This window comes from Arthrobacter sp. BB-1, from assembly GCF_006151685.1.
Classification (GTDB): Bacteria; Actinomycetota; Actinomycetes; order Actinomycetales; family Micrococcaceae; genus Arthrobacter.
The window spans coordinates 140,376-165,588 of the sequence record NZ_VDEV01000012.1; the positions used below are offsets into that span (position 1 = coordinate 140,376).

Sequence of the window (25,213 nt, forward strand, 5' to 3'; positions counted from 1 at the left end):
GAGCCGCTGGAACGGATCTGCACCATAGTCCGGAACCACTCCAGCCAGGCGGTTTTTGTCATGGCAGGGCCGGGCATAGGGAAGTCATCCCTGACGGAGGGGATCGCGGAACGCTTCGGCGGTGACCTGAACGTTCTGCAGCTGCACGGCAGTTCTGCCCTTGCTGCCGTGCCGTTCGGCGTCCTTACTCCCTATACCGGCGAGCTGACTGCGGAGGAGTCAGTGTCTCCGGTTGCCGTCCTGCGGTCCATGTGGAGTTATTTCGAAAAACTGAAGACCGGAAACGGAGCACCTGTCCTGCTCCTGGTGGATGACGCGCATTACCTGGACGAGGCTTCGGCCGGCGTGGTGGCGGACCTGATTTCGGCCGGCTGGGCAACAGTGGTTGCCGCTGCCAGGCCGCGGCCGGGCCTTCCGCAGCCGCTGGACCAGCTCTGGTACGACGGCCTTGCCGAACGCGTGGACCTGCGACCGCTGAACCGTGAACATATCGAGGAAGTCCTGGACCACGTCCTTGACGGGACTGTGCCGGACGCCACCGTGGACGCCGTCTGGAGCGCCTCCGGCGGCAACCCCCGGATCCTGGACGCACTGCTCCATGATGCTGCAGAAGCCGGGATACTGGCCAAGCGGAACGGAATCTGGGTCCTGCTGGGTCCGTTGCCCACGGACGGTGTCCGGCTCACGGCAGTTGTGACAAAAGACCACCTCCGGCGCCGGCCGGAGGAACAGGAAGCCCTGAAATTCATTGCGCTTGGCGGGCCGGTGGGCCGGAAGGTCATCGAGGACATTTGCGGGGCGCCGGTGGTCCGCTCGCTGCTGGACCAGCAGATGGTGGTCGAGAACTCGGGCGTTCCCGCTGAACTGACCGTCTGGAACGGCCTGTTCGCGGAGGCCATCAGAAACACCATCTCGGTTTCCCGCAGCCTGCAGCTCCTGGAAAAAATCCGGGAGCACAAGGACCCCGCCACACTGCGCGGCGAAGGCCGGCTGCGGTCCGTGGAATGGGCCCTCGAGTGTGGCCTGCGGGTGCCCGACGCCGAGATGCTGGACGCCGCGCGCGAGGCATTGACCCGTTTCCGGAACCACAGCGCCCGCGCCATCGCTGCCAAGGTGCAGGACCCGGAGTTCCTGCCGCTTGCCCGTGCCATCCAAGCGCGCGCCCTGTACAACGAGGCCTCGTATCCCGAGGCTGCGGCCCTGCTTGACTCCTGCTGGCACCAGCTGGCAGGCCACCCCGAGGGCCCTTCCGTCCTGCTCCTGAGGGCTGCTGCCCATCAGGCGACGGGCCGCCCCCTTGCCGTCCTGGCAGAGGAAATGGGGGAACAACACCCCGATCCGGCGGAGGCAGCTGCGGGGTGGCGGGAGGAGCTTCTCCAGCTGCTGCAGCTCGGTGCGGACCTGGATGCGGAGGCACTGCGCGGCCGCGTGGCAGACCTCAGGAACCGCAGCTCCACCGAGGTAGAGGCGCCGGTTGCCAGGGTTGTGGGAGAGGCCGTCCTGGCACACGCCCTGGCCGCAGCTGGTAAGGCTGCCGAAGGACTTGAGGCCGCACTGTTCGCGGCCTCGGACCTGCGGCCGCTGGAAGGGAGGCTCTTTTTCTTTTCGGAGTACGTCCTGGGCCGGCTGGTTGCCGATTACCTTGCCATGGGGGAGTGGGAATCCGCAGAGCGTGAGCTCGAAAGCTACGCTGCAGGCCATGCGCACTCGGCCGCCACCTTCAACGGCAGCCTGCAGGTGCTTCGCGGCTATTCCATGCTGCGGCAGGGCCGGATGGAACGGGCGTACCAGCTGCTGCTGCCGGCGGTCGAAGCGCTGCGGCTGAACGATCCGCTCCAGCTGTTCCGTTTCGGGTCTGCGCTGGGTTTCTATGTTGCGGCGCGGCTGGGGGACACTGCCCAGGGCAAGCGGCTCGAACAGGACTACAAGGACGCCGTGGCAGGCGCGCCCGCCCACGATTTTGTTGCCCGCGCCTACGTTGCCGCCGCATCAGAGTACCTGTCACGGGACGGCAAGGGCCTGGCTGCACTGCACACGCTCATGACGACCAATGAGGCCTCTACAAGGGCGGGTACGCTGCTGGAGCTCCTCGGACTCGGCTGGGACCTGGGGGACCCCTCGGTGATCCCCATGGTGCAGACCGCAGCGCAAGGCGTGGAAGGCCGTTGGGCAGCCGCGATGCTGAAACTGGCCACGGACTGGCAAGCCGCCGACGGGGATGCGTTGATGGATACCGCGGCCGCGCTGGAGGAATCCGGCTTCGTCAACCTCGCCCGTGAGGCCTACGCCCGCGCCAGCACCGTGCTGGAACAGTCAGGGGAGCGCCGCCGGTCCAGGCAGGCCGTCGCCCAGCGCGAAAAGTGTGACCACGAACTCGGCGAGCGGTTCCGGGAGGGCCGTTTCATTGCCGCGACCCCGGCCGTCCAGCTCACCCGCCGCGAACAGGACATTGTCGAGCTCGCCGTGCAGGGCCTCACGGACCGGGAGATCGCCCAGCGGCTCATGGTGTCCGTCCGCACAGTTGAGGGACACCTGTACCGCACCTACGTGAAACTTGGTGTACGCAGCCGGGATGAGCTCGACGCAGCACTCCCCAAGTAGCCAAGTAGCGGTACAAAAAACACCGGCCCCGGCGCCGTCGCGGCACAGCCGCACTTTGCCCTGCCCGCTGCCGCCTGATGCACAGGGCACCGGCCGCCGTCGCACATCACCCGCCCGGGTATCAGCCGGGCGGTCCCGGTAGTACCTGGTCCGAGAATTCGAGTACTGCCTACTCGTGTACGTCCCGCCGCCGCAGTATTTACTTAAGGAAGCAAAGGACGCGGCGAACAAAAGCCGCAGAGAATGCCGAAAGCAGTACAAGGCTCCTCAAGTTTCCGGTCCCCGTGACCGGGCCAGACGGGGCCGGCGGCGTCAGAGTCTTCTGAGACCGAGACTCTCCCCCCAGCCGTCGCCGGCCCTCCATTCCGCGGGCTGAAGCCCGGAGCGGCTGTGGCGGCTGCCCTTCCCGGGCGGCCGCCACAGCCGTGCTGTGGGACAATTGAGTGTCATCCATTGGCATCTCAAGGAGTTAGTTTTGGCCGTAGTATCAACGCCAGCCACACTGGAACGCGCCTTGCCGGCCATGGACGATGCAGAGGTTCTCCGCATCCGCAATGACTTTCCGGTCCTGCACCAGCTGGTCAACGGCAAGCCGCTCGTTTACCTCGACTCCGGCGCCACGTCGCAGAACCCCCTGAGCGTCATCGAAGCGGAACAGGAATTCTACGAACAGCGCAACGCGGCCGTGCACCGGGGTGCGCACCACCTTGCCGTCGAGGCCACCGAGGCCTTCGAGGATGCCCGGCAGACCATCGCGGACTTTATCGGCGCTGACTACGCGGAGACTGTCTGGACGTCAAACGCCACCGAGGGCCTCAACCTGCTCAGCTACGCCTTGTCCAACGCCGGGTTATGGGCCGCCCAGGGCAGGGGCGACGCCAGGCTCAAGGAGCTGGCCCTGAACCCGGGCGATGAAATCGTGGTCACCGAGATGGAGCACCACGCCAACCTGATCCCGTGGCAGGAACTGGCCTTCCGTACCGGCGCCACCCTGCGGTACATCCCCATCGACGACGCCGGCCACCTCCGCATGGATGCGGCCGCGGAGATCATCGGCGCCCGGACCCGGGTGCTGGCGTTCACCCACGCGTCGAATGTCCTGGGCACCATCAACCCGGTCGCCGACCTCGTGGCCCTTGCCAGGCGGGCCGGCGCCCTGGTGGTCCTGGACGCCTGCCAGTCCGCCCCGCACCTGGCCCTGGACGTCAAGGCCCTGGACGTCGACTTTGCCGTGTTCTCCGGCCACAAGATGCTCGCCCCCACCGGGATCGGGGTGCTGTACGGCAAGCAGGATCTGCTGGATGTCCTGCCGCCCTTCCTGACGGGCGGCTCCATGATCACCACCGTGACGATGGAACGGGCCGAGTACCTGCCGGCACCACAGCGCTTCGAAGCCGGAACGCAGCGGATCTCCCAGGCCGTGGCGCTGGCGGCTGCAGCCAACTACCTGACGGAAACCGGGCTGGACCGGATCCACCAGTGGGAAGCCGGGCTCGGCCAGCGCATGGTCACCGGGCTGGAGTCCCTTCCCGGAATCCGGGTCCTGGGCCCCGCCGCGGGCCAGGAACGCATCGGACTGGCTGCCTTCGACGTCGAAGGGGTCCATGCCCATGACGTGGGCCAGTTCCTGGACTCGCGGGGAATCGCCGTCCGCGTTGGCCACCACTGCGCGCAGCCCCTGCACCGCAGGCTGGGCCTTACCGCCACCACCAGGGCCAGCGCCTACCTCTACAACACGACGGACGACGTCGACCAATTCCTGGATGCCGTAGCCGGCGTGCGGGCTTATTTCCGCGCTTAGCGGGGAAACCGAAGGACACCCATGAGCCTTGACCAGCTGTACCAGCAGATCATCCTGGACCATTCGAAGGCCCGTCACGGCAGCGGACTTGCCGGAACAGCGGCCCCCGAAGGCGCTTCCACCGGCCAGTCGCACCAGCTCAACCCGGTGTGCGGCGACGAGGTCACCGTGAGGCTCGCCGTGGCTGACGGAAGAGTGGCCCAGGTTTCGTGGGACGGGGCAGGATGCTCCATCTCCATGGCATCCGCCTCCGTGCTCAGCGAAATGGCTGAGGGAATGACCGTGGCGGAGTTGCACGAAGTGATTGACAGCTTCCGTGAGGTTTTGCGCTCCCGGGGAAAGGTCCCGGCGGATCCGGAGCTGCTGGGGGATGCCGCCGCGTTTGAGGGCGTGGCCCGCTACGCGGCGCGGGTCAAATGCGCAATGATTTCCTGGGTTGCGGCGGAGGACGCGCTCAATCAGGCCGCCTGAACCAGGCCTGCCATCGCGCGGGTGCCCGGGCGAAAAAGAGGAAGGCCCCCGTCCCGGCGGGACGGGGGCCTTCCTTTTGCAGTTCCCTAGCCGGCCAGCGCCATGATGCCGATCACGGCGGTGGCCGCGCCCAGCACCATGGAGACGCCCACCAGGACCACGTGGACCGTGAGGAACTTCGTCGCCTTGCCGGCGGAGTCCCTGGCACGCGGATCCTTCATGACCCGGCGCAGGAACTGCGGCCAGACCACAAGGGACCACACCCCCGCAATGACCAGGACCAGTGAGGCGAAGACGGGCAGTTCCATGGACTAGTGGCTTTCCAGCCAGGCCTGGGCCTGCTGGGCCTGCAGGTTAAGGGCCTTGGCCACCATCGGCTCGGCGGCGTCGGCAATCTTTCCGCCGAGGAACGGCACAGAAGACGAAACCGCACCTTCGAGCTCTACGCGCGTCCCGCCGTCGGCCGCTACCAGCCGCTGCACAGCGGTGACGTCCACCGGTGCGCCGGCGATCTTCAAGGAGATGTTGCTCTGGCGGGACCCGTCCGCTGCGGGGGCGTCCCAGTTTTCCACCTGCGTCACCTTCAGGGACTCACCCACGAACTTCCGGGCGATCTCGGGGAGGCGGGTGGTGGGAAGGGTCCGCACGGACGTGGCGCTGAAGGCTCCGGCAACATCTCCGTCCACGGTGAATGACTCCAGCGAACCGCCCACCAACTGGCTGACGTGGCGCTGGAAGTCCTCGTTCACCAGCACGGCTGCGACGCTGTCGACGGAGTGGGGAAGGGTGGTGTTTGCACTCAAGGCCATGGGTCCTCCTGGGACATGGGGGTCGGATTAGGCTCCAAACATCCTACGGGGTCCTTGCCGCGCGCTCCGCATCCGCGATCTCCTGTGCCGCGCTGGTGATGTTCCTGGCCATGGCGGGAAAGATCAGGCTGTGGAACGGGAGGACCGCCAGCCAGTACAGCCTGCCGCTCAGTCCTTTGGGAAAGAAGATGGCCCGCTGCCGGTAGCGGCTGCCGTTCCCGTCGGGCTCCACGGAGAGCTCCAGCCAGGCCCTGCCCGGCGCACGCATTTCCGCGCGGAGCCGCAGCAGCCTGCCGCGGTCGATCCGTTCAACACGCCACCAGTCCACCACCTCCCCGGCCGCAAGGGTGTGGGGATGCCGCCTGCCGCGCAGCAGCCCGGCGCCCCCTGTCAGCTTGTCCAGCCAGCCTCGTACCTGCCATGCCAGGGGCAGGGAATACCAGCCGTTCCGGCCGCCGATGCCCTCGATGACCGTCCACACCTTCGCGGGGTCCACATCGCCGTGGAACGTCCGCTCGTCGATGTACACCTTGTGGCCGGCCCACTCGGGGTCGCTGGGCAGGGGATCGGATGCGGCGCCGGCATTGGCCCAGGTGGTTTCCACCTGCCCGTCGCGTTCCTTGCCGAGCGCAAGGGCGACGGCGGTGCGATAGCCGGTCAGGCCGCCGTCGGGCTGCGGGATGTACTGGTCGATGTCGTGTTCGTCGGACACGGCGTCGTGCTGCAGGGACTGGACCAGCGGCATGGCCATGGACAACGGGATTGGCGTGGTGAGGGCAACCCACATGCCGGCGAGCTTGGGCGCGGGAATGGGCAGCGCCAGCACCGGGCGGTAGGGCAGGCCTGCCTCGGCCGCGTACTCCTGCATCATCCCGGCGTAGGTGAGGACCTGGCGGCAGCCCACGTCGAACGTGCGGTTGAGCGGGCCGGCCAGGGAAGCCGCGGAGACCAGGTAGTACAGGACATCGCGCACGGCGATAGCCTCGATCCGGTTCCGCACCCAGCTGGGCGCCGGCATCAGGGGGAGTGTTTCGGCGAGGTGGCGGATCATCTCGAAGGACGCCGAACCGGAGCCGATGACCACGCCGGCCTGGAATACGACGGCGTCCACCGGACTGTCCAGGAACACCTGTCCCACGGCCTCCCTTGAGCGCATGTGGGTGGACAGCTCCACGCCCGCCGGGTGGAGCCCGCCGACGTAGACGATCCTGGCGACTCCTGCCGAAGCCGCGGCGTCCGCTGCGGTGCGTGCCATCGCCTGTTCTTTCGCCTCGAACCCCGCCCCGGCCGCCATCGAGTGCACCAAGTAGTACAGGACGTCGACACCGGCCAGCGCCTGGCGGAGGGCGCCGCCGTCGTCGAGGCTGCTTTCCACAACGTCCACCCGGTCCCGCCAGGGCACACCGGCGATCTTGTCCGGTGAGCGCACCAGGACCTTGACCGCATGGCCGGCCTCCAGGAGCTTGGGCACCAGCCGGCCGCCGATGTAGCCGGTAGCACCGGTGACCAGGACGGTTCTGGATGTTCGCTTGGTGTTGCCGGTTTCGGTCATGCTGACTCCTTTTTGTCCATAGGCCATTCGGAGTGGCTCGCCGTTTGGACGGCCCGTTCTTCCGGGCGGGTTGTCTTCTTGCCCGTTGGCCGGAGGTCCCGCCCTGCCAGCCTAGCCCTGGGGCGGCTCGTATTGTCGCTCCTGCGCGGTAGGCTGGGTTTACCCGGGATTCGAAGAGAATTTCGGGTTTTCGCGTTGCCTGCCTTTCGTTGCACACCACAGGAGCTTTCTGCCATGAGCCTTCCCGGCCCGTCCGCCGCCGGCACATCCGGCGCTAGCGCATCCAAAACCGCCCCGTCGCTGGACGGACTGCGCCGCGCCCTCGCCGCGGACCAGACCTTCGCCCGCGTCCGCGCCGAGGCGGCACGCGGGTTCGAGGTCCGGGGCCAGGACTACCAGATCAGTGCACCCGCCGGGCTCCGCCCGCTTCTGCTTGCCGAGATGGCGGACGGCCTGGCTGCCGCCGCAGGCGAAGGGCACGACGACGGCAGGCCGGGTGTGGTGTTGGCCGTCACCGCAACCGGCCGCGAGGCCGAGGACCTGACAGCGGCGCTTCGGGCGTACCTTCCTGCCGACTGCGTCGCCGAATTCCCCAGCTGGGAAACCCTCCCGCACGAACGCCTTTCGCCGCGCTCGGACACCGTGGGCCGCCGCCTCTCCGTGCTGCGCCGCCTGGCGCATCCGGAAAGTTCGACGGCGGGACCGCTGCGCGTAGTGGTTGCGCCGGTCCGCGCCGTGGTCCAGCCCTTGGTGGCCGGCCTGGGCGAGCTGGTCCCGGTCACGCTGAAAGTGGGCCAGGAGAAACCCTTCACTGAGGTGGTCCGAAGCCTGGCGGACGCCGCCTACGCCCGCGTGGACATGGTGACGCACCGCGGCGAGTTCGCCGTCCGCGGCGGAATCATCGATGTTTTCCCGCCCACCGAGGACCACCCCATCAGGGTGGAGTTCTTCGGTGACGAGGTAGACCAGATGCGCTGGTTCGCGGTGGCAGACCAGCGCTCGCTGTCCTCGCCAGGGCTGCACCACCCCACCGAACTGCATGCGCCGCCGTGCCGGGAAATCCTCATCACCCCGTCCGTCATGTCCCGCGCCGCCACGCTGAAGGCACAGCTTCCGGCCGCTGCCGACATGCTGGAAAAGATTGCGGGCGGCATTGCCGTGGAGGGCATGGAATCCCTGGCGCCGGTGCTGGTGGACTCCATGGTCCCGTTGGTGGAGCAGCTGCCCGCCGGCTCCATTTCGGTGGTCATCGAGCCGGAGAAGGTCCGCACCCGCGCCCATGACCTCGCTGCCACGAACGAGGAATTCCTGGAGGCCGCCTGGTCCACAGCGTCCGACGGCGGGACCGCGCCGCTGGACCTCACGTCGCAGGCCAGCGCTGCGCTCCATTCCGCCAGTTTCCGCTCCCTCACGGAAACCCGCAGCTCCTCCCTTGGCCATGGCGTCTCCTGGTGGTCCATCACATCCCTGGCACAGGACGAGGAACTGCTGCCGGACATCGATGTCCTCAACCTGCACGCACGCGAACCCAGGGGCTACCAGGGCGATGTGGCGGAAATGATGGACTTCATCGGCTCGCACGTCCGCGACCAGTGGCGGATCGTCGTCGCCACCGAAGGACCCGGACCTGCCCAGCGCCTGGCGGAGCTGTTCCACGAAAACGATATCCCGTGCGCCCGCGTGGACAGCCTGGACCACGAACCCCAGGCGGGCATCATCGAGGTGACCACTGCCGCCGTCGGACGCGGTTTTGTCCTGGACGGCCTCAAACTTGGGCTGCTCACTGAAGCCGATCTCCTGGGCAGGACCTCTGCGGGGTCCACCAAGGACATGCGGCGGATGCCCTCGAAGCGCCGCAACGCGGTGGACCCGCTGCAGCTCGTGGCCGGTGACCACGTGGTCCATGAGCAGCACGGCATCGGCAAGTTCGTGGAGCTGATCCAGCGCAAGGTGGCTGGCGGTGGTGATGGTGTCCGGGAATACCTGGTTCTGGAGTATGCACCGTCAAAGCGCGGCGCGCCCGGGGACCGGCTGTTCGTTCCCACGGACCAGTTGGACCAGGTGACGCGCTATGTGGGCGGCGACACCCCGGTGCTGAGCAAGATGGGCGGCGCGGACTGGGCCAGCACCAAGTCCAAAGCACGCAAGGCCGTCAAGGAGATCGCTGGTGAGTTGATCCGCCTCTACTCGGCGCGGATGGCGTCGCGCGGCCATGCCTTCGCGCCGGACACCCCCTGGCAGCGCGAGCTCGAGGAAGCCTTTCCGTACGTGGAGACTCCGGACCAGCTCACCACCATCAACGAGGTCAAGGCGGACATGGAGCGGGAAATCCCCATGGACCGGCTGGTCTCCGGCGACGTGGGCTACGGCAAAACCGAGATCGCCGTGCGCGCCGCGTTCAAGGCCGTGCAGGACGGCAAGCAGGTGGCCGTGCTCGTGCCCACCACGCTGCTGGCCCAGCAGCACTATGAGACGTTCACTGAACGGTTCTCCGGTTTCCCCCTGCGCGTGAAGCCGCTCTCCCGTTTCCAGGCGTCCAAGGAAGCCAAGGAGACGGCGGAGGGCGTCAAGAACGGCACCGTGGACGTGGTGATCGGCACGCACAGGCTGCTGTCGAAGGACTTCGAGTTCAAGGACCTGGGCCTGGTGATCGTGGACGAGGAGCAGCGCTTCGGTGTGGAGCACAAGGAGGCGCTGAAGAAAATGCGCACCAATGTGGACGTGCTGGCCATGAGCGCAACCCCCATCCCTCGAACCCTGGAGATGTCCCTGACAGGAATCCGGGAGACGTCCACCCTGGCCACCCCGCCGGAGGAGCGGCACCCGGTCCTGACCTATGTTGGCCCCTACACGGACAAGCAGACCTCCGCCGCCATCCGCCGCGAGCTGATGCGCGAAGGCCAGGTCTTCTTTGTGCACAACCGGGTGTCCACCATCGAGCGCACCGCTGCGAAAATCCGCGAACTGGTGCCCGAGGCCCGCGTGGAGGTGGCACACGGCAAGATGTCCGAGAGCCGCCTGGAACAGATCATCGTGGACTTCTGGGAGAAGCGCTTTGACGTGCTGGTGTGCACCACCATCATCGAAACCGGCCTGGATATTTCCAACGCCAACACGTTGATCGTGGACGGCGCGGATAAGTACGGCCTGTCCCAGCTGCACCAGCTCCGCGGGCGCGTGGGCCGCGGGCGTGAGCGCGCGTACGCCTACTTCCTGTACCCCTCGGAGAAGCCCTTGGGCGAGGTGGCGCTGGAACGGCTGAAGGCCGTGGCCACGCACAACGAGCTCGGTGCCGGAATGCAGCTGGCCATGAAGGACCTGGAAATCCGCGGAGCAGGCAACCTGCTGGGCGGTGAGCAGTCCGGCCACATCCAGGGCGTCGGCTTCGACCTCTACATCCGCCTGGTGGGCGAGGCCGTGGCTGACTTCCGCGGTGAGGCGGAGGAGAAGGCCGCGGAGATGAAGATCGAACTGCCCGTCAACGCGCACCTTCCGCACGACTACGTGCCAGGGGAGCGGCTCCGCCTGGAGGCCTACCGGAAACTCGCGTCCGCGCTGACGAACGAGGCCATCGACGAGGTGTTGGCGGAACTGGTGGACAGGTACGGCGAGCCGCCGCTGCCGGCCCAGAACCTGGTGTCCGTGGCCCGCTTCCGGGTGGGTGCCCGCGAAGCGGGGCTGTCCGATGTCGCCCTGCAGGGCAACTTCATCAAGTTCTCGCCGGCCACCCTTCCCGAATCCAAGGTGATGCGCCTGAACCGGCTGTACCCGGGATCCCAGTCCAAGCCTGCCCTCGACGCCGTGCTGATCCCCAAGCCGAAGACCGCAAGGATCGGCGGCCGGGACCTGCAGGACGCGGAGATCCTGGAGTGGGCCAACGGGGTGATCCGGAACATCTTCTCGGACCAGCCGGTTTCTGTTTCGCCCGCCGGGAGCTAGCACTTGATGGGAGGACACCACGCCGCGTCGGGAGCCGCGGCGTGGGTGGCTATTGCCTCGACCGGGCCATACACGCTTGGCTGGTACCCGCTGGACGCCACGGGCATCCTGATCGGCGGGATGGCGACGGCGGGAACCGCCTTGGTGTGCGACTGGGACCACCGGCACAGCACCGTGGCGAATTCCCTGCCGCCGCTGTCCAACGTGATCGCCGTCGGGATTGAGAATGCCAGCGGCGGGCATCGCCAGGGCACGCATTCCGTCCTCGGGGCAGCTTTCTTTGTCCTGCTGGCCACGCTGGCGGGGCAATTCCAGGTGCAGACGGACTGGGGGCTGCTGTCCGTGGGGGCCGGGCTGCTGTGCATGTTCATGATCAACATCGCGGCCAAGGCCCTGAAGCTCTTTCCGAAGGCGGGCTTCATCAGCAACTGGATCTTTGCGCTGACCATGGCCGGCCTGGTCACCTGGTTCGCCCCGGACCAGTGGACCTGGCTCCCGATTTCGATGCTGACCGGCGTGGTGGTCCACATCGTGGGGGACTTGATCACCACGGGCGGCGTGCCGCTGCTGTGGCCGCTGGTGGTCAGGCCGCCCAAACCCCTGCGGCGGATCCCGCTGCTGCGCCAGGTCTGGCGGCCCAACGGTGCATTGTCCCTCCCGTTGCTGGGCCGGGCGGGGTCAAAACGCGAATGGCTGGTCCTGATCCCGGTGAGCGCCTACGCCATGGTGGGAATGTGCGTGGCCGGCTGGTCCATAGCGCACAGCCACTGGGGCCGCGCGGCAGACGCCGCGCTGGCCTGGGCCCGGCTCTGGCTGTAGCCCGGGCGGTACCCGGGCCGGAGAAACGACGGAACCCCCGGACGGTGTCCAGGGGTTCCGTGGTGCCCAAGTAGGTAGCGGCAAGTGTCGTTTTGGAGCGTCAAAACGACACTTAGCGCTACCTGGTTGGGGTGGGCTAGTGCTCGCCGGCGGAGTCGGAGCGTCCCAGGACGGTCTGCGGAATCCAGAAGGCCAGGGCGAACAGCACGATGCAGACAGCCATCGGCCAGGGGTTGTCCAGCGTGAGGAAGGAAAGCGAGTACACGGCACCAAAGAACAGGGCGATGCAGACCACGAACAGGAGGATGCTGGTCCCGAGCTTGTTCTCATTCTGGGGAGTCTGCAGCGTGCCCTGCTGTGCTCCGCGGCCGGAATCCGTGCCGTCGTTGGACGCCGTAATCTTGCTGGACATTAATTCCTCCTCGGCCCCGCGGGGCTCAATCTGTGTGCCGCGTCCGGTTTCCCTCAGTACGCGGATGAACCCTGTTCACCCTTGACAATGGCAATTCCGGAGCTGGCACCAATACGTGTTGCACCTGCTGCAATCATAGCCTGCGCGTCTGCAAGGGACCGCACTCCGCCGGAGGCCTTGACGCCCAAACCAGGGCCCACAGTCTTGCGCATCAGGGCGATGTCCTCCACCGTCGCGCCACCGCCATTGAACCCCGTTGAGGTCTTCACGAAGTCTGCGCCTGCCTCCACTGCTGCCTCGCAGGCGATGACCTTCTGGCTGTCGGTGAGCAACGCGGTCTCGATGATGACCTTCAGGATGGCCCCGCTGGCGTGGACCGCCTCCGCCACTGAGGCGATGTCCTCGACAAGCGCCCCTTTGTCCCCGGCCCGGGCGGCGGCGATGCTGATGACCATGTCCACTTCGTCCGCACCGTCCAACACTGCGCCCCGGGCTTCGAAGGTCTTGACGTCGGTGGGGGTGGCACCCAGCGGGAACCCCACCACTGAGCAGGTCAGGACGCCGGATCCCTTGAGGGCCTTCTTCACCGTTTTGACCCAGATGGGGTTGACGCAGACGGACTTGAAGCCGTATTCCGCGGCTTCCGCGCAGACCTTGAGGACGTCAGCCTCGCTTGCCTCCGGCTTCAGCAGCGTGTGGTCGATGAAGGACGCTATGCTGCCTGAACCTGCGGCGCCGGTGGCTGCTGCCTGAACGGAAGGGGTGGCTTCGTTGCTCATGATGGTCCTCTCCAAGGGCCTGTGGGCCGGGCGTTGTAACGCCCTCGACTCGTTTCGGAACCATCTTGCCACAGCCGCACGGAGCCGCCGGCGCAGGTCACCAGGACGCGCAGCCCCGGCAGCCTGGCGGGCAGTCAGGCCGCGGCTGGAAGCGTAACAGGAGCGGAGGCCGCCGTCAGCAGCTGGGTGGCGCAGGCGCCCGCAGCAGAAGCTGCGGCTACCAGCAGGCCCAGCCGGACGCCGTCGAACGCTGCGGCATCGCCGATGGCCCAGATGCCCGGTACGGAGGTCCGGAAGTCCTGGCTGATGACGATCCCGCCGGTGGCCGCTGTCTCCAAGCCCGCACTGGCCGCGAGGTCGTCCCGGGATTCGCGTTCCTCGGCCAGGACCACCAGGTCGCCGTACATGCTGCTGCCGTCCTCGAAAACCACACCGGAGGCGGCAAAGCCCGTCGTTGAAGGGGCAGGGATCACGGAGGCTGGGCGGGCCGTCGTGCGGATGGGGCGCACGCCGCGGGCCCGGAGAACGGCCTCCGCCTGGCCAGCCGCGGCACCGGTGCCCACCAGGATTCCCAGCGGACGCCGGCCCAGCTCCCTGGCCACCTGGCTGACGGCCTCGCCGACGCGGGCCGCGTCGTCGATGGTGGAGTAGCTCAGGCACTGGCCTGCGCCCTGGACGGGGCTGGCCACCGGTGCCGAGCCGGTGGCGATGACCAGCTGGTCGTACGCAAATTCCAGGCCGTCCGCCGTGGCTACTGTACGGTTCGCGGCGTCGATGTGGCTGGCTGGCTGCCCGAACCGGACGGAAACCTGGGGCAGCATGGCCAGCTCCAGCAGTTCGGCCGGCGTGTCGTCCCGGTTGCTCAGGACCGTGATGGTGCCGGTGAAACGGGCGCGGTCAAGCTGGCTGACCAGTGCCTGGGCAGCTGGGCCGGCCCCGGCAATGACGATGCGGGTGGCGGGGGCGGTGGAGGTGGAGGGTGCCGGAGCGGACATGTGCTGGCCCTTTCGCTGGCGGCCGGAAGCGGCCGGAACTTCGTGGTGGAACCCAGCGTAGGCCCGCGCCTTTTCCGGGGTGTTTCCCCGCAGTTGCTGTTTATCAGGGCCGTGTTCGCCAGTGTTTACCGGCCGGTAACAGAACCAGTGACCTGCCTCTCATCCGCGCGCGCGGCGGACACATTTGCCCGCCGCCGCGCAGCTGGAGCAGTACAACTAGACGCGGATCCGGTACCCGCGCTTCACCACGGTCTCCACGAGCCGCCCGTCCGGCAGGGACGAGCGGAGCCGGCTCACGGTCATGTCCAGTGCATGGACGGACCCGCGCAGTTCCAGCAGGTCGGACAGCGATTCGCGGGACAGGACCGCGCCGCCCGCACCGAGCAGGGCGCGCAGGAGCAGCAGCGGAGCGGGCGCCAGTTCCACCACCTGGCCGTCGATGCGGAGGCTGCGGCCGCGCAGTTCGATGCTGCCGGACCTGGTGTCCAGCCGCCGGACATGGTTCAGGGCGAGGTGCTCGCACACCAGCCGGATCAGGGCGCCCATCCGGAAGCGTTCCGGGATCAGCGGGGTCACGCCGGCATCCAGCAGCGGCTGCGCCGTGACCGGGCCCACCACGGCAGTGGTGACATTCGTCTTCAGGCTGTCGATCAGTTGCTTGTACACGCCCATCTCGTGGGCAGTGCTCCACAGGGCATCAACGGCGGGCGCGCTGGTGAAGGTGAGGACATCAAGGTTTCCGCTGCACGCAGCTTCAATGAGCCGGGGAAGCCGGTCCTCGCCGTCGGGCTTGACCCAGCGGTAGGGCGTGACTGTCAGGACGGTGGCGCCGGACATCCGCAGGCGCTCCAGCTGCCGCACGTCGGTGTAGCCGTGCAGCTGCACAGCCACGGTCTTGCCCCGGACGCCCTCGGCCAGCAGCATGTCCACCAGTGTTGCGGTGGTTTCGTCGCTGCTGATTCCGACGTCGGCAAGGCCGGCCGCGCGCACGGCGCCGCGGGCTTTGGGCCCACGCACGAACATCCGGCAGGCGCCCAGGGTGTCCAGCAGCTGCTCGCCGATCCCGAAGGAATCCGCTGCCTCGCACCACCGGCGCATGCCGTAGGCGGTGGTGGCAATGCAGAGGTCAGGCCTGGCGGCGATGATGGCCTTGGTGTCCTCGATGAGCCGCATGTCCTCCTGCACGGGGGCGATCTTCAGCGCGGGGGCGTGCAGTACTTCGGCGCCACGGCGCTCCAGGGCCTCGATGAGGTCGCTGGAGCGGCGGTCCGAGGTTACGCCGATACGGAAGCCCTCCAGGGGCGATTCGGCGGTGTCCGGTGCTTCTTCAGCCCTTTGTTCGACCTGCGGTGTTTCGGCCGGTGCAAGTGCAGTCATGGGGGTCAATCCTTTCATGAACCGAGCAGCGAGGCCGCCAGCCTGTCCAGGTCGGCGGCGGCCTCGGCATGCCCGCGGTTGGCCTCAGCCACCCGAACCACCTCGCCGATGACAAGCACGGCGGGGTTGCTGCACCCGGCGGCTGCCGCGGTGATGGTGCCAAGATCGGCGATGGTGGTGCGCTGGCCGGGGCGGTAGCCGCGTTCGACGACGGCCATGGGCATGTCAGCGCGCATTCCCGCCCTGCGCAGTCCAGCGGCCAGCTGGTGGAGGGTTCCGATGCCCATCAGCACCACGATGGTCCCGCCCAGTCCGGCCAGGTGCTTGTGCTCCTTTTCGGTCAGCGGGGCGTGGCCGGAAACCACGGTGAACATGTGGCTGACTTCGCGGTGGGTCACCGGGATCCCGGCAGCGGCCGGGACGGAGATGGCGCTGGTGACGCCCGAGATGACGCGGACCTTGACGCCGGCGGCAACGCAGGCGGCAACTTCCTCGCCCCCGCGGCCGAACACGTAGGGGTCCCCGCCCTTGAGGCGGACCACGTTGTTGCCGGCGAGGGCACTTTCCACCATGAGCTTCTCAATGTCCCCTTGGCTTACTTTGTGGTGGCCGGGCTTCTTGCCGACGTCCACAAGCTCTGCCGAGGTCATGGACGGCAGCTCCTGGTACGGGGCCAGCCGGTCATAGAAGACGACGTCGGCATCGCGCAGTGCTTTGATGGCAGCGACGGTGAGCAGCTCGGTGGTTCCGGGTCCGCCGCCCACCAGGGTGACATGGCCGGCAGGGCCGGCGGCTGGCTCAGCCGCCACCGGGATGCCGGTGGTGCGGCACCGGTCCAGCAGGGACTCCCAGCCGGGCTGTCCGTCGTCGACCGCTGCCACCAGGAAGGGGCGTTCGGGCAGCGGGCCATCATGTCCTGCCCCCTGGGGGGTGCTGAGGCGGTAGACGACGGCGCCCGCGGCTTCGTAACGGCGTACGGCCTGCCGGGCGGCGTGGTCGGAGCCGGTAACCAGTACTTCCCGTCCGGTGAGATCAATGCTGAGCTGCATGCCTATACCTCGTTCCTGATGGGTTCCGGCGTGCCCGGCCGGACTGGAATGGAAGCGCCGATCAGGACTTTGCCTTTTTCTTCGGGCGTGGCGGGGCGCATCTGGCCGCGCTCGTCCGGGACGAAGGTGATGGAGTCGTCCTTCTGGTCGGGCGCGTTGACGAAGGAGCGGAACCGGCGCAGTCGCTCGGGGTCCTTGAGGGTGTCTGCCCATTCGTCGATGTAGGTGTCCACGTGCTTGGCCATGGCAGCTTCGAGGTCCGCGGCGATGCCCAGGGTGTCCTTGACCACCACGTCCTCGACGTGCTTGATGCCGCCGTCGAGCTCTTCCTGCCAGCGCGCGGTGCGCTGGAGGCGGTCCGCGGTGCGAATGTAGTACATGAAGTAGCGGTCGATGTACTTGATCAGTGTTTCGTCGTCCAGGTCCTTGGCCAGCAGCTGGGCGTGGGCCGGGGTGGCGCCGCCGTTGCCGCCGACGTACAGGTTCCAGCCGTCGGCGGTGGCGATGACGCCGACGTCCTTGCCGCGGGCCTCGGCGCATTCACGGGCGCAGCCGGAGACGCCCATCTTGAGCTTGTGCGGGCTGCGGAGGCCGCGGTAGCGCAGTTCCAGCTGGATGGCCATGGCCACCGAATCCTGGACGCCGAACCGGCACCAGGTGGATCCGACGCAGGACTTCACGGTGCGCAGGCTCTTGCCGTAGGCCTGGCCGGATTCGAAGCCGGCGTCCACCAGTTCCTTCCAGATTTCGGGGAGCTGCTCCAGGCGGGCGCCGAACATGTCGATCCGCTGGCCACCGGTGATTTTGGTGTACAGGTTGTACTTCTCGGCCACGGCCGCGATGACGCCGAGCTTCTTGGGGGTGATTTCGCCGCCGGCGATGCGGGGGACCACCGAGTAGGTGCCGTCCTTCTGCATGTTGGCCAGGGCGCGGTCGTTAGTGTCCTGCAGGGTGCCGCGGCCGGCGTCCAGGACGTAGGCGCTGTTCTGGCTGGCCAGGATGTTGGCGATGGTGGGCTTGCAGATGTCGCAGCCTGCGCCGGTGCCGTACTTGGCCATGATCTCCTCGAAGGAGGTCAGTTCCAGGACGCGGATGGCGTCGAACAGTTCCTGGCGGGACAGTTCGATGTGCTCGCAGAGGGCCTTGGAGACCTCGACGCCGGACTTGGTGAGTTCGGTTTCAAGCAGCTTCTTCAGCATCGGCACGCAGGAACCGCACTGGGTCCCGGCGCGGGTGCACCCCTTCAGCTCGCCCAGTTCCTGGACCGGCGCGTTGCCTTCACAGGCGCCGCAGCCGTTGATCGTATCCCGGATGGTTCCGGCGGTGACGTTGTTGCAGGAGCAGAGGGTGGCGTCGTCGGGCAGTTCGGTCTCGGGGGCCTCACCGCCGCCGGCGGCACTGAGGAAAGCGCCGGGCTCGGCGGGAAGTTCGCGGCCCAGCAGGGGGCGCAGGCTCATGTACGGTGAGGCGTCGCCGACGAAGATGCCGCCCAGGAGGGTCTTGGCGTCGTCGGTGGTGACGATCTTCTGGTACACGCCGCGGGCCGGGTCCGCGTAGACGATCTCAAGGGCGTGCTCGGTCTTGGCGAAGGCGTCCCCAAAGCTGGCAACGTCCACGCCCGAGAGCTTCAGCTTGGTGGCGGTGTCGAAACCGGGGAAGGTGGCGTCCCCGCCGTGGAGGCGGTCGGCCACGATCTCCGCCATGGTGTTGGCAGGGGCCACCAGGCCCAGGCACATTCCGCCGTAGTTGGCCACTTCACCGATGGCCCAGATGCCCGGCACTTCGGTTTCGCAGTAGTCGTTGATGACCACGCCGCCGCGGGGACCCAGGCTGAACACCTGTTCCTCGCCCTCGGCGGCGCGGAAGAGTTCGTCACGGGGCCGGACGCCGATGGCCACAATGACCATGTCCGCGTCGATGATGCGGCCGTCTGCCATGAGGACGCCGGTGACCTGGCCGTCGTCGTCCGAGAGAACCTCGGACGGGAACACACCGCCGTGCACCTCGAAGCCCTTGGCCTTGATGAGCCTCCCCATGGCCTGGCCGGCGCCCTCGTCCAGCTGGGTGGCCATCAGCCACTGCGAACCGTCGATGACGATCGGGTTGGCGCCCAGCTGCTCGGTGCCGGCGGCGGACTCGAGGCCCAGGAGCCCGCCGCCGATGGTGACGGCGTTGACCTTGCGGCCCAGCTTCTCCTTCAGCCCGGCAATGGCCTCGTTGATGGCCCACACGTCTTCGAGGGTGCGGTAGACGTGCGTCTTGTCCGCGCCGGGGATGGGAAGGCGGGCGGCATTGGAACCGGTGGCCACCACCAGTTCGTCATATTCGAAGACGTGGCCGGCCGCAGTTTCCACGCTCTTGGCTTCGGCGTTGATCTTGACGACGCGCTCGCCGGTCTTGAGCTCCAGGGAGGGATGCTCCCACATGGACGCCGTCCCCAGCGTCAGGTCGACGTCCTTATCTGTCAGGGCCTTGGACAGGGCAACGCGGTCGTAGGGGAGGTGGGCTTCCTCAGTGAGGACCGTGACATGCCAGCCATTGAGGCCACGGGCATGCATTGCGTCCGCAAAACGGTGGGCCGCGGGGCCGCCGCCGGCGACGACGATGCGGCGCGGAGTCTCTGTGCTTGAAGTCTGTTCGGTCACTGATGGGCCTTTCGCATGGGCCGCAGGCAGTTTTCCTGCAGCCTTCTCTGACGAGCTGTCCATCCAGACTAGGGAGACGCAGTTTCGCTTCAGTTTCCCAATTGTTTCGCCAACTTAACTTCTGCATCACGAACGCATTTCCGGCCGGGTTAGGTGTCTTTTACGCGCTGGACACATTCAGCGCATGCCGCTGAAACACCCGGAGCCTAGCGTGGAACACGGCCGCAGAGGTGGCTGCTGAGAAGGATTACACGCAGAGGGAGAGGAACCGGACATGACGGCAACACTGGAACTTGGGGCATTTGAAGCCGGCCTGGACGAGGCCGTATCCGGCTGGCACACAGTCTGCCGGGTGGACGACCTGGAGCTTGCCTGGGGTGAAGCCGCCCTGGTCGCTGGACGCCAGGTGGCCCTCTTCCGCACCGGCGCCAATGAGGTTTTCGCCGTGGCCCATGAGGACCCTGCAACCGGTGCGCATGTCATGGCACGCGGAATCCTGGGATCACGGGGTGCCCGTCCCACCATCGCTTCGCCGCTCCACAAAGAGGTCTACGACCTCGAAACCGGGGAATGCTTCAGCAGCCCGGACCTGAGCCTTGCCACGTTCCGGACCCGCACTGCAGGCGGCGTCATCGAGATCGAGCTGTAGCAGGGGCTAGAGCCCCAGGGCTTCGCTGACGTCGCGGAGCACCTCGTCCAGCGCCGCCCGCGCCGCCTGCCGGGCAGCCGGCAGTTCGGCCGCGGAGCCCACGTGGTGGATTACCTCGAGGTAGCACTTGAGCTTGGGCTCGGTGCCGCTGGGCCGGATAATCACCCTGGTGAGGTTGCGGGTGACGTACAGCAGGCCGTCAGTAGGCGGAAGCCCGTCGCTGCCCTCGGCAAGATCTGCGTAAACCTCGACTGCGGACGACCCGAACGTCTCCGGCGGGGAAACCCTCAGCCGGTTCATCATGGCGTCCAGGAGCCCGAGGTCTGCAACCCTGATGCTGAGCTGGTCGCTGGCGTGCAGGCCGTGCTGCAGGTAGAGCTCGTCCAAGGTGTCAAAGACGGATTTACCGTCAGCTTTGGCCGCCGCGGCGAGTTCCGCAATCAGGAGGGCAGCGGAAATGCCGTCCTTGTCCCGCACCAGGTCCGGCGCCACGCAGTAGCCCAGCGCCTCCTCGTAGCCGTACACCAGTCCCGGTACCCGGGAAATCCACTTGAACCCGGTCAGGGTCTCCTGGTGGGCGTATCCGGCGGCAGCGGCGATGCGGGCCAGCAGCCTTGAGGACACAATCGAATTCGCGAACACTCCCTTGGCGCCCTCGTCAGTGCCGCCGTCGTCCGTGCTCCCGCGTGCGGCAAGCCGCGCGGCGATGTGCGCGCCAAGCAGCGCACCCACTTCGTCCCCGCGGAGCATCCGCCACGCGCCGGTGTCCGGGTCCTTTGCCGCAACGGCGGCCCTGTCGGCGTCGGGATCATTGGCGATCACGATGTCCGCGGCCTGCCGCTCAGCGGCTTCCAGTGCCAGGTCCAGCGCCCCGGGCTCTTCCGGGTTCGGGAAGCTGACCGTGGGGAAGTCCGGGTCCGGCTCGGCTTGTTCCGCCACCAGCGTGATGTCCGTGAAACCTGCCGCGTTCAGCACGGCCAGTGCAGTCCCGCCGCCCACGCCGTGCAGGGGGGTCAGGACGATGCGCAGGTCGCGGGCAGGGAAGTGTTCCGGCAGGGCAAGCGCGGCGGTGTCCCGTTCGTAGTCCGACGCAAGGGAGCCGTCCAGGACGGTCCAGCCGGAGGGGGCCAGGGTGATGGATTCCAGCGGGCCCACGGCGTTGATCCGGGCCGCGATCTCAGCATCATAGGGGGCCACGATCTGGGCGCCGTTGCCGCTGTCCGTGACGGCGTGGCGGCCCAGGTACACCTTGTAGCCGTTGTCCTGCGGAGGGTTGTGGCTGGCTGTCACCATGACCCCGCCGTCGCACTCCAGCGCCCGGACGGCGTAGGCCAGCAGGGGCGTGGGCAGCGCCGCCGGCATCAGGAAGGTCTCGATCCCGGCGGCCGTGAAGACAGCGGCCGTTTCTTCCGCGAAGATGTCCGAGTTGTAGCGGGCGTCATAGCCGACGACGGCGCGCGGCCGCGTTCCCGGCGAGGCGTCGCCCACCGCCGAGAGCAGGAAGTCCGCCAGGCCGGCAGCAGCGCGGCGCACCACCACCCGGTTCATCCGGTTGGGGCCCGGACCCAGGGCGGCGCGGAGTCCCGCCGTTCCGAACTGCAGCGTGCCGCGGAAGCTGTCCGCCAGTTCCTGGCGTGCGGCGGGGACGCCGTTGTCAACGAGTTGGACGAGTTCCAGGAGGGAAGCCGACGTGACGGGATCCGGGTCTTGGGCAGCCCATTCGCGGGCTTCATTGAGCAGGCGGAAATCGGCATCGGAAGACGTCATGGGCATAAACCTATCGTCATTGGGCGCCGAAGCTGTGCCGCCTCCCGCGGAAAGCGGAAAATTCACCGAAGCGGTGCCCCGCCTTAGAGCCGGGCGATGATTTCGGCGAGCAGCTTGGAAATCCGGGGCCCTGCCGCCTGTCCGGACTCGATGACTTCCTGGTGGCTCAGGGGCTGGGGGCTGATCCCGGCTGCAAGGTTGGTGACCAGTGAGATTCCGAACACCTCCATCCCGGCGTGCCGCCCGGCGATGGCCTCCAGCGCCGTGGACATGCCCACCAGGTCCGCGCCGATGCGCTTGGCATACTGCACCTCGGCAGGAGTCTCGTAGTGCGGGCCGGGGAACTGGGCGTAGACGCCTTCCTCCAGGGTGGCGTCCACTTCACGGGCCAGGCCGCGGATCCGGGCCGAATAAAGATCTGTCAGGTCCACAAATGTGGCGCCCTCCAGCGGCGAGGCGGCGGTGAGGTTGATGTGATCTTTGATGAGCACCGGGGTTCCGGGGGTCCAGTTTTCCTGCAGCCCGCCGCAGCCGTTGGTGAGCACCAGGGTCTTGCAGCCAGCCGCCGCTGCTGCGCGGATGCCGTGCACCACCGCGCGTACGCCCTTGCCCTCGTAGTAGTGCGTCCTGGCGCCCAGGACCAGGGCCCTCTTGCCGCCCGTAGTCAGCACCGAGCGGATGGTGCCCACGTGGCCTTCCACCGCAGGAGCGTGGAAGCCGGGAACCTCCTCCGCGGACAGCGTGGCGGTGGTCTCGCCGATCAGGTCCGCTGCTTCGGCCCAGCCGGAGCCGAGCACCAGGGCGACGTCGTGGCTGTCCACGCCGGTTTCCTCGGCGATGTAGTCGGCGGCAGCGTGGGCGGCCGCGAAGGGATCAGTGTTCAGGAAGTCAGTTGTACTCACTGGTACAAGCTATCCTGCCGCCCGTGGTGCCGCCCACCTTCGCGCGGATTGCCGAGAGACCGTTTTCTTTGGCGGTGCGGGGGAGTTGCAGGACAATGGTTGATTGTGACTACGCATCCAGATTTCAGTTCGCCCCGGATCGCAATCCTGGGAGGTGGTCCCGGCGGATACGAAGCCGCCATGGTTGCCGCCTCGCTCGGGGCGCAGGTCACCATCATCGAGCGGGCCGGGCTGGGCGGATCGGCCGTGCTGACCGACGTCGTCCCGTCAAAGACGCTGATCGCCACCGCCGACCTCATGACCCGCGTCGGCGAGGCGGGCGAGCTGGGAGTGAAGTTCGACGTCGACGGCGGCGACTTTGTCCCGGTAATGCGCGCGGACCTCAAGCACATCAACGACCGGCTGCTGAACCTGGCGCGCAGCCAGTCGAAGGACATCCATGACGGCCTGGAGCACCAGGGTGTGCGGATCCTTGCAGGGTCAGGCAAGTTGGTGGACGACCACACCATCGAGGTCCTCACGGCGGAGGGCACGGAAACAGTCGAAGCGGACACCATCCTGCTGGCCGTGGGTGCCCACCCGCGCGAGCTTGCCACCGCCCGGCCGGACGGCGAGCGGATCCTCAACTGGACGCAGATCTACGACCTCGACGAACTCCCCGAGGAACTGATTGTGGTGGGTTCGGGCGTCACCGGGGCTGAGTTTGCTTCTGCCTACAACGGGCTGGGGTCCAAGGTGACCCTGATTTCCAGCCGTGACCGCGTGCTTCCCGGGTCCGACGTGGATGCGGCAGTGGTGCTGGAGGAAGTGTTCGAGCGCCGCGGCGTCCGCGTCCTGTCCCGATCCCGCGCCGAGAGCGTCGAACGGACGGACGACGGCGTGCTGGTCACCCTCAGCGACGGGTCCACGGTCACCGGCAGCCACTGCCTGCTGTGCCTGGGCTCCATCCCCAACACGGCCGGGATCGGCCTTGAGGAGGCCGGAGTGGCGCTCAGTGAGAGCGGCCATATCAAGGTCGACGGCGTTTCGCGCACCTCCGCCCCCAACATCTACGCTGCAGGCGACTGCACCGGCGTGCTCCCGCTTGCCTCCGTAGCCGCGATGCAGGGGCGCATTGCGGTGGCGCACTTCATGGGCGACACCGTCACCCCGCTTAAGCTGCACCAGGTGGCCTCCAACATCTTCACCTCGCCCGAAATTGCCAACGTAGGGGTTTCCGAGGCCGAGATCGACTCCGGCAAGTACCAGGGCGACGTCATCAAGCTCTCGCTGCGCAGCAACGCCCGCGCCAAGATGCGCAACCACCGGGACGGCTTCGTCAAGATCTTCGCCCGCAAGGGCTCGGGCACCGTCATCGGCGGTGTGGTGGTGGGCCCGAACGCGTCCGAACTGATCTTCCCTATCTCCATCGCGGTGAAGCAGAAGCTGCACGTTGACGACGTCGCCAGCACGTTTACTGTCTACCCTTCCCTGAGTGGATCGATCTCAGAAGCGGCGCGGCGCCTGCACGTCCACATGTAAGGGCCGAAAGTCCCCCTGGAGGGGTGCGCCCCGTTGCTACACTCTGCACATGATCGGGCTTCCCTTCGCGGGAAACGGGCTGGTACATGCCGGCTTCGTCGGGCTGGGAATCCTCGCAGCCCTGCTGTTCTACGCCTATGAGAAGCGCCGCCGCGGCCTGTCCGATCCCCGGCTGTGGCCTATTGCCGGTTTCGCCGTAGCTTTCGGGGCCATTGGTTCCAGGGTGCTCACGTGGGATTTGTCGCGGCAGGTTTCCCTTGCGGATTGGTGGGGCAACGGTGACCGCAGTATCCTTGCCGGCCTTGTGGGCGCCTGGCTTGGCGTCCTCCTCGGCAAACGGCTGACCGGGTACCGGGGGAAAACCGGTGACCTGCTGGCGCCTGCGGTGGCCTTGTCGCTGGTCATCGGCCGCGTCGGCTGCCTCCTTACCGAACTGCCGGGCACTCCGACCGGGGGAGCCTGGGGGATAATCCTCACCCCGGCGCAGGCCGGAGTGGTCGGCGGGCAGGCCGGAGTGGGACTCCATCCGTCCTTTGCCTACGAGATTGCCTTCCACCTTGTGGCGTTTGCGGCAATGTGGCGTTACCGGGACAGCCTGCCACGTCCTGGCGACCTTTTCATCTGCTTTGTGGCCTCCTATGCCCTGTTCCGGTTCGGTGTCGAATTCGTCCGCGGCAACGAGGTGCTCTGGCTGGGGATGAGCCGCCCCCAGTTGTTCCTCCTGGCGGTCCTCCCCCTGCTGTTCTGGCGGACGCTGCGGGTATTCGGGAAACCATTGCGCCCGACGTTGGAAGGGACAGCCGCATGAGCGAGGAACCAAGGCGGGGCTCCATGGCGCTCGGGATCCTGTTGGGGACGCCGGCCCTTTATGCCCTCTATTTCGGGACAACAAGTGGGATCGCTCCGGACCAGGGCTACAAGACCTTCCTCGCCGGGCCTGCAGCATTCGTACCGATCACACTGTACGTGGCGGTTGCCGTCCTGCTGGCGGTCCGGCCTCGCACGTCGCGGCTGGGGGCGGGGCTGCTCATTGGCCTGGGGATCTTCACCCTGCTCGGCGGCGGGATCTGCGTGGGCAGCCTGGCGCGGATGAGGGCCTGAGATGGGCCGGGGAGAACTCCCGCG

General features: G+C 67.4%; 20 protein-coding genes. 9 read left to right on the forward strand and 11 right to left on the reverse strand.

Features of this window, described 5'->3' with window-relative positions:
• Positions 1-60: 60 nt before the first annotated feature.
• From FHJ30_RS06875 to sufU, 3 genes are all read left to right on the forward strand, one after another.
• Complete coding sequence (locus FHJ30_RS06875; RefSeq protein ID WP_139028555.1) at positions 61-2,601, forward strand: LuxR C-terminal-related transcriptional regulator; 2,541 nt, start codon at positions 61-63, stop codon at positions 2,599-2,601.
• A gap of 475 nt (positions 2,602-3,076) precedes the next feature.
• Complete coding sequence (locus FHJ30_RS06880; protein WP_139028556.1) at positions 3,077-4,402, forward strand: SufS family cysteine desulfurase; 1,326 nt, start codon at positions 3,077-3,079, stop codon at positions 4,400-4,402.
• Positions 4,403-4,423: 21 nt separating this feature from the next.
• Positions 4,424-4,873 carry a Fe-S cluster assembly sulfur transfer protein SufU gene (sufU, locus tag FHJ30_RS06885; RefSeq protein WP_139028557.1) on the forward strand — a complete coding sequence of 150 codons (450 nt, stop codon included), beginning with the start codon at positions 4,424-4,426 and terminating at the stop codon, positions 4,871-4,873.
• 86 nt (positions 4,874-4,959) lie between these two features.
• On the opposite strand, the gene FHJ30_RS06890 is transcribed toward sufU, so the two are convergent.
• From FHJ30_RS06890 to FHJ30_RS06900, 3 genes are read right to left on the reverse strand one after another with little or no spacing between them, the layout of a single operon-like run.
• Positions 4,960-5,181 carry an SCO4848 family membrane protein gene (locus tag FHJ30_RS06890; RefSeq protein ID WP_139028558.1) on the reverse strand — a complete coding sequence of 74 codons (222 nt, stop codon included), beginning with the start codon at positions 5,179-5,181 and terminating at the stop codon, positions 4,960-4,962.
• A 3-nt stretch (positions 5,182-5,184) separates the two neighbouring features.
• Positions 5,185-5,682 (reverse strand): DUF2505 domain-containing protein, encoded by a 498-nt coding sequence (locus FHJ30_RS06895; protein ID WP_139028559.1) that lies wholly within the window; start codon positions 5,680-5,682, stop codon positions 5,185-5,187.
• 43 nt (positions 5,683-5,725) lie between these two features.
• The gene (locus FHJ30_RS06900; protein WP_139028560.1) at positions 5,726-7,234 is read right to left on the reverse strand and encodes an SDR family oxidoreductase; all 1,509 of its coding nucleotides are present in this window, start codon (positions 7,232-7,234) and stop codon (positions 5,726-5,728) included.
• Between the two features lie 234 nt (positions 7,235-7,468).
• Here FHJ30_RS06900 and mfd point away from each other — a divergent pair, with 234 nt between their 5' ends.
• Positions 7,469-11,173 (forward strand): transcription-repair coupling factor, encoded by a 3,705-nt coding sequence (mfd, locus tag FHJ30_RS06905; RefSeq protein ID WP_171058953.1) that lies wholly within the window; start codon positions 7,469-7,471, stop codon positions 11,171-11,173.
• A gap of 6 nt (positions 11,174-11,179) precedes the next feature.
• Entirely contained in the window at positions 11,180-11,992 is an 813-nt protein-coding gene (locus FHJ30_RS06910) for a metal-dependent hydrolase (protein WP_139028561.1), read from the forward strand.
• A 136-nt stretch (positions 11,993-12,128) separates the two neighbouring features.
• Here FHJ30_RS06910 and FHJ30_RS06915 read toward each other — a convergent pair whose 3' ends face one another.
• From FHJ30_RS06915 to nirB, 6 genes are all read right to left on the reverse strand, one after another.
• A complete protein-coding gene (locus FHJ30_RS06915) occupies positions 12,129-12,404 on the reverse strand; it encodes a hypothetical protein (protein ID WP_139028562.1) in 276 nt (91 codons plus the stop codon).
• A 53-nt stretch (positions 12,405-12,457) separates the two neighbouring features.
• Positions 12,458-13,183, reverse strand: coding sequence for a deoxyribose-phosphate aldolase (deoC, locus tag FHJ30_RS06920; RefSeq protein WP_139028563.1), 726 nt, complete (start codon positions 13,181-13,183; stop codon positions 12,458-12,460).
• Positions 13,184-13,317: 134 nt separating this feature from the next.
• Complete coding sequence (locus tag FHJ30_RS06925) at positions 13,318-14,178, reverse strand: FAD-dependent oxidoreductase (RefSeq protein WP_139028564.1); 861 nt, start codon at positions 14,176-14,178, stop codon at positions 13,318-13,320.
• 216 nt (positions 14,179-14,394) lie between these two features.
• Positions 14,395-15,555, reverse strand: coding sequence for a uroporphyrinogen-III synthase (locus FHJ30_RS06930; protein ID WP_139028565.1), 1,161 nt, complete (start codon positions 15,553-15,555; stop codon positions 14,395-14,397).
• 14 nt (positions 15,556-15,569) lie between these two features.
• Positions 15,570-16,604, reverse strand: coding sequence for a uroporphyrinogen-III C-methyltransferase (cobA, locus tag FHJ30_RS06935; protein ID WP_139028566.1), 1,035 nt, complete (start codon positions 16,602-16,604; stop codon positions 15,570-15,572).
• Between the two features lie 2 nt (positions 16,605-16,606).
• Positions 16,607-19,249 (reverse strand): nitrite reductase large subunit NirB, encoded by a 2,643-nt coding sequence (nirB, locus tag FHJ30_RS06940; protein ID WP_139028567.1) that lies wholly within the window; start codon positions 19,247-19,249, stop codon positions 16,607-16,609.
• Positions 19,250-19,523: 274 nt separating this feature from the next.
• On the opposite strand from nirB, the gene nirD reads away from it, so the two are divergent.
• Positions 19,524-19,898, forward strand: coding sequence for a nitrite reductase small subunit NirD (nirD, locus tag FHJ30_RS06945; protein ID WP_139028568.1), 375 nt, complete (start codon positions 19,524-19,526; stop codon positions 19,896-19,898).
• Between the two features lie 6 nt (positions 19,899-19,904).
• On the opposite strand, the gene FHJ30_RS06950 is transcribed toward nirD, so the two are convergent.
• Both FHJ30_RS06950 and FHJ30_RS06955 read right to left on the reverse strand, forming a co-directional pair.
• Positions 19,905-21,665 (reverse strand): phospho-sugar mutase, encoded by a 1,761-nt coding sequence (locus FHJ30_RS06950; protein ID WP_171058954.1) that lies wholly within the window; start codon positions 21,663-21,665, stop codon positions 19,905-19,907.
• Positions 21,666-21,748: 83 nt separating this feature from the next.
• Positions 21,749-22,567, reverse strand: a complete 819-nt coding sequence (locus tag FHJ30_RS06955) for a purine-nucleoside phosphorylase (protein WP_139028570.1) — start codon at positions 22,565-22,567, stop codon at positions 21,749-21,751.
• A 105-nt stretch (positions 22,568-22,672) separates the two neighbouring features.
• On the opposite strand from FHJ30_RS06955, the gene FHJ30_RS06960 reads away from it, so the two are divergent.
• Genes FHJ30_RS06960 through FHJ30_RS06970 form a run of 3 tightly spaced genes read left to right on the forward strand, consistent with a single transcriptional unit; the run spans position 22,673 to position 25,189 of the window.
• Positions 22,673-24,088: an NAD(P)H-quinone dehydrogenase gene (locus FHJ30_RS06960; protein WP_139028571.1), complete on the forward strand. Its 1,416-nt coding sequence runs from the start codon at positions 22,673-22,675 to the stop codon at positions 24,086-24,088.
• 49 nt (positions 24,089-24,137) lie between these two features.
• Positions 24,138-24,896 carry a prolipoprotein diacylglyceryl transferase gene (locus FHJ30_RS06965; RefSeq protein ID WP_139028572.1) on the forward strand — a complete coding sequence of 253 codons (759 nt, stop codon included), beginning with the start codon at positions 24,138-24,140 and terminating at the stop codon, positions 24,894-24,896.
• Positions 24,893-25,189, forward strand: coding sequence for a hypothetical protein (locus tag FHJ30_RS06970; RefSeq protein ID WP_139028573.1), 297 nt, complete (start codon positions 24,893-24,895; stop codon positions 25,187-25,189). The genes FHJ30_RS06965 and FHJ30_RS06970 overlap by 4 nt, the downstream gene beginning before the upstream one ends.
• Positions 25,190-25,213: the final 24 nt, after the last annotated feature.

Excerpts from the sequence above, each read along its gene's own strand:
- FHJ30_RS06875 (WP_139028555.1), top strand. The coding sequence starts at position 61 with ATGGCAGGGCCGGGCATAGGGAAGTCATCCCTGACGGAGGGGATCGCG.
- sufU (WP_139028557.1), top strand. The coding sequence starts at position 4,424 with ATGAGCCTTGACCAGCTGTACCAGCAGATCATCCTGGACCATTCGAAG.
- FHJ30_RS06890 (WP_139028558.1), bottom strand. The coding sequence starts at position 5,181 with ATGGAACTGCCCGTCTTCGCCTCACTGGTCCTGGTCATTGCGGGGGTG.
- FHJ30_RS06895 (WP_139028559.1), bottom strand. The coding sequence starts at position 5,682 with ATGGCCTTGAGTGCAAACACCACCCTTCCCCACTCCGTCGACAGCGTC.
- FHJ30_RS06900 (WP_139028560.1), bottom strand. The coding sequence starts at position 7,234 with ATGACCGAAACCGGCAACACCAAGCGAACATCCAGAACCGTCCTGGTC.
- mfd (WP_171058953.1), top strand. The coding sequence starts at position 7,469 with ATGAGCCTTCCCGGCCCGTCCGCCGCCGGCACATCCGGCGCTAGCGCA.
- FHJ30_RS06910 (WP_139028561.1), top strand. The coding sequence starts at position 11,180 with ATGGGAGGACACCACGCCGCGTCGGGAGCCGCGGCGTGGGTGGCTATT.
- FHJ30_RS06915 (WP_139028562.1), bottom strand. The coding sequence starts at position 12,404 with ATGTCCAGCAAGATTACGGCGTCCAACGACGGCACGGATTCCGGCCGC.
- deoC (WP_139028563.1), bottom strand. The coding sequence starts at position 13,183 with ATGAGCAACGAAGCCACCCCTTCCGTTCAGGCAGCAGCCACCGGCGCC.
- FHJ30_RS06925 (WP_139028564.1), bottom strand. The coding sequence starts at position 14,178 with ATGTCCGCTCCGGCACCCTCCACCTCCACCGCCCCCGCCACCCGCATC.
- FHJ30_RS06930 (WP_139028565.1), bottom strand. The coding sequence starts at position 15,555 with ATGACTGCACTTGCACCGGCCGAAACACCGCAGGTCGAACAAAGGGCT.
- cobA (WP_139028566.1), bottom strand. The coding sequence starts at position 16,604 with ATGCAGCTCAGCATTGATCTCACCGGACGGGAAGTACTGGTTACCGGC.
- nirD (WP_139028568.1), top strand. The coding sequence starts at position 19,524 with ATGACGGCAACACTGGAACTTGGGGCATTTGAAGCCGGCCTGGACGAG.
- FHJ30_RS06950 (WP_171058954.1), bottom strand. The coding sequence starts at position 21,665 with ATGACGTCTTCCGATGCCGATTTCCGCCTGCTCAATGAAGCCCGCGAA.
- FHJ30_RS06965 (WP_139028572.1), top strand. The coding sequence starts at position 24,138 with ATGATCGGGCTTCCCTTCGCGGGAAACGGGCTGGTACATGCCGGCTTC.
- FHJ30_RS06970 (WP_139028573.1), top strand. The coding sequence starts at position 24,893 with ATGAGCGAGGAACCAAGGCGGGGCTCCATGGCGCTCGGGATCCTGTTG.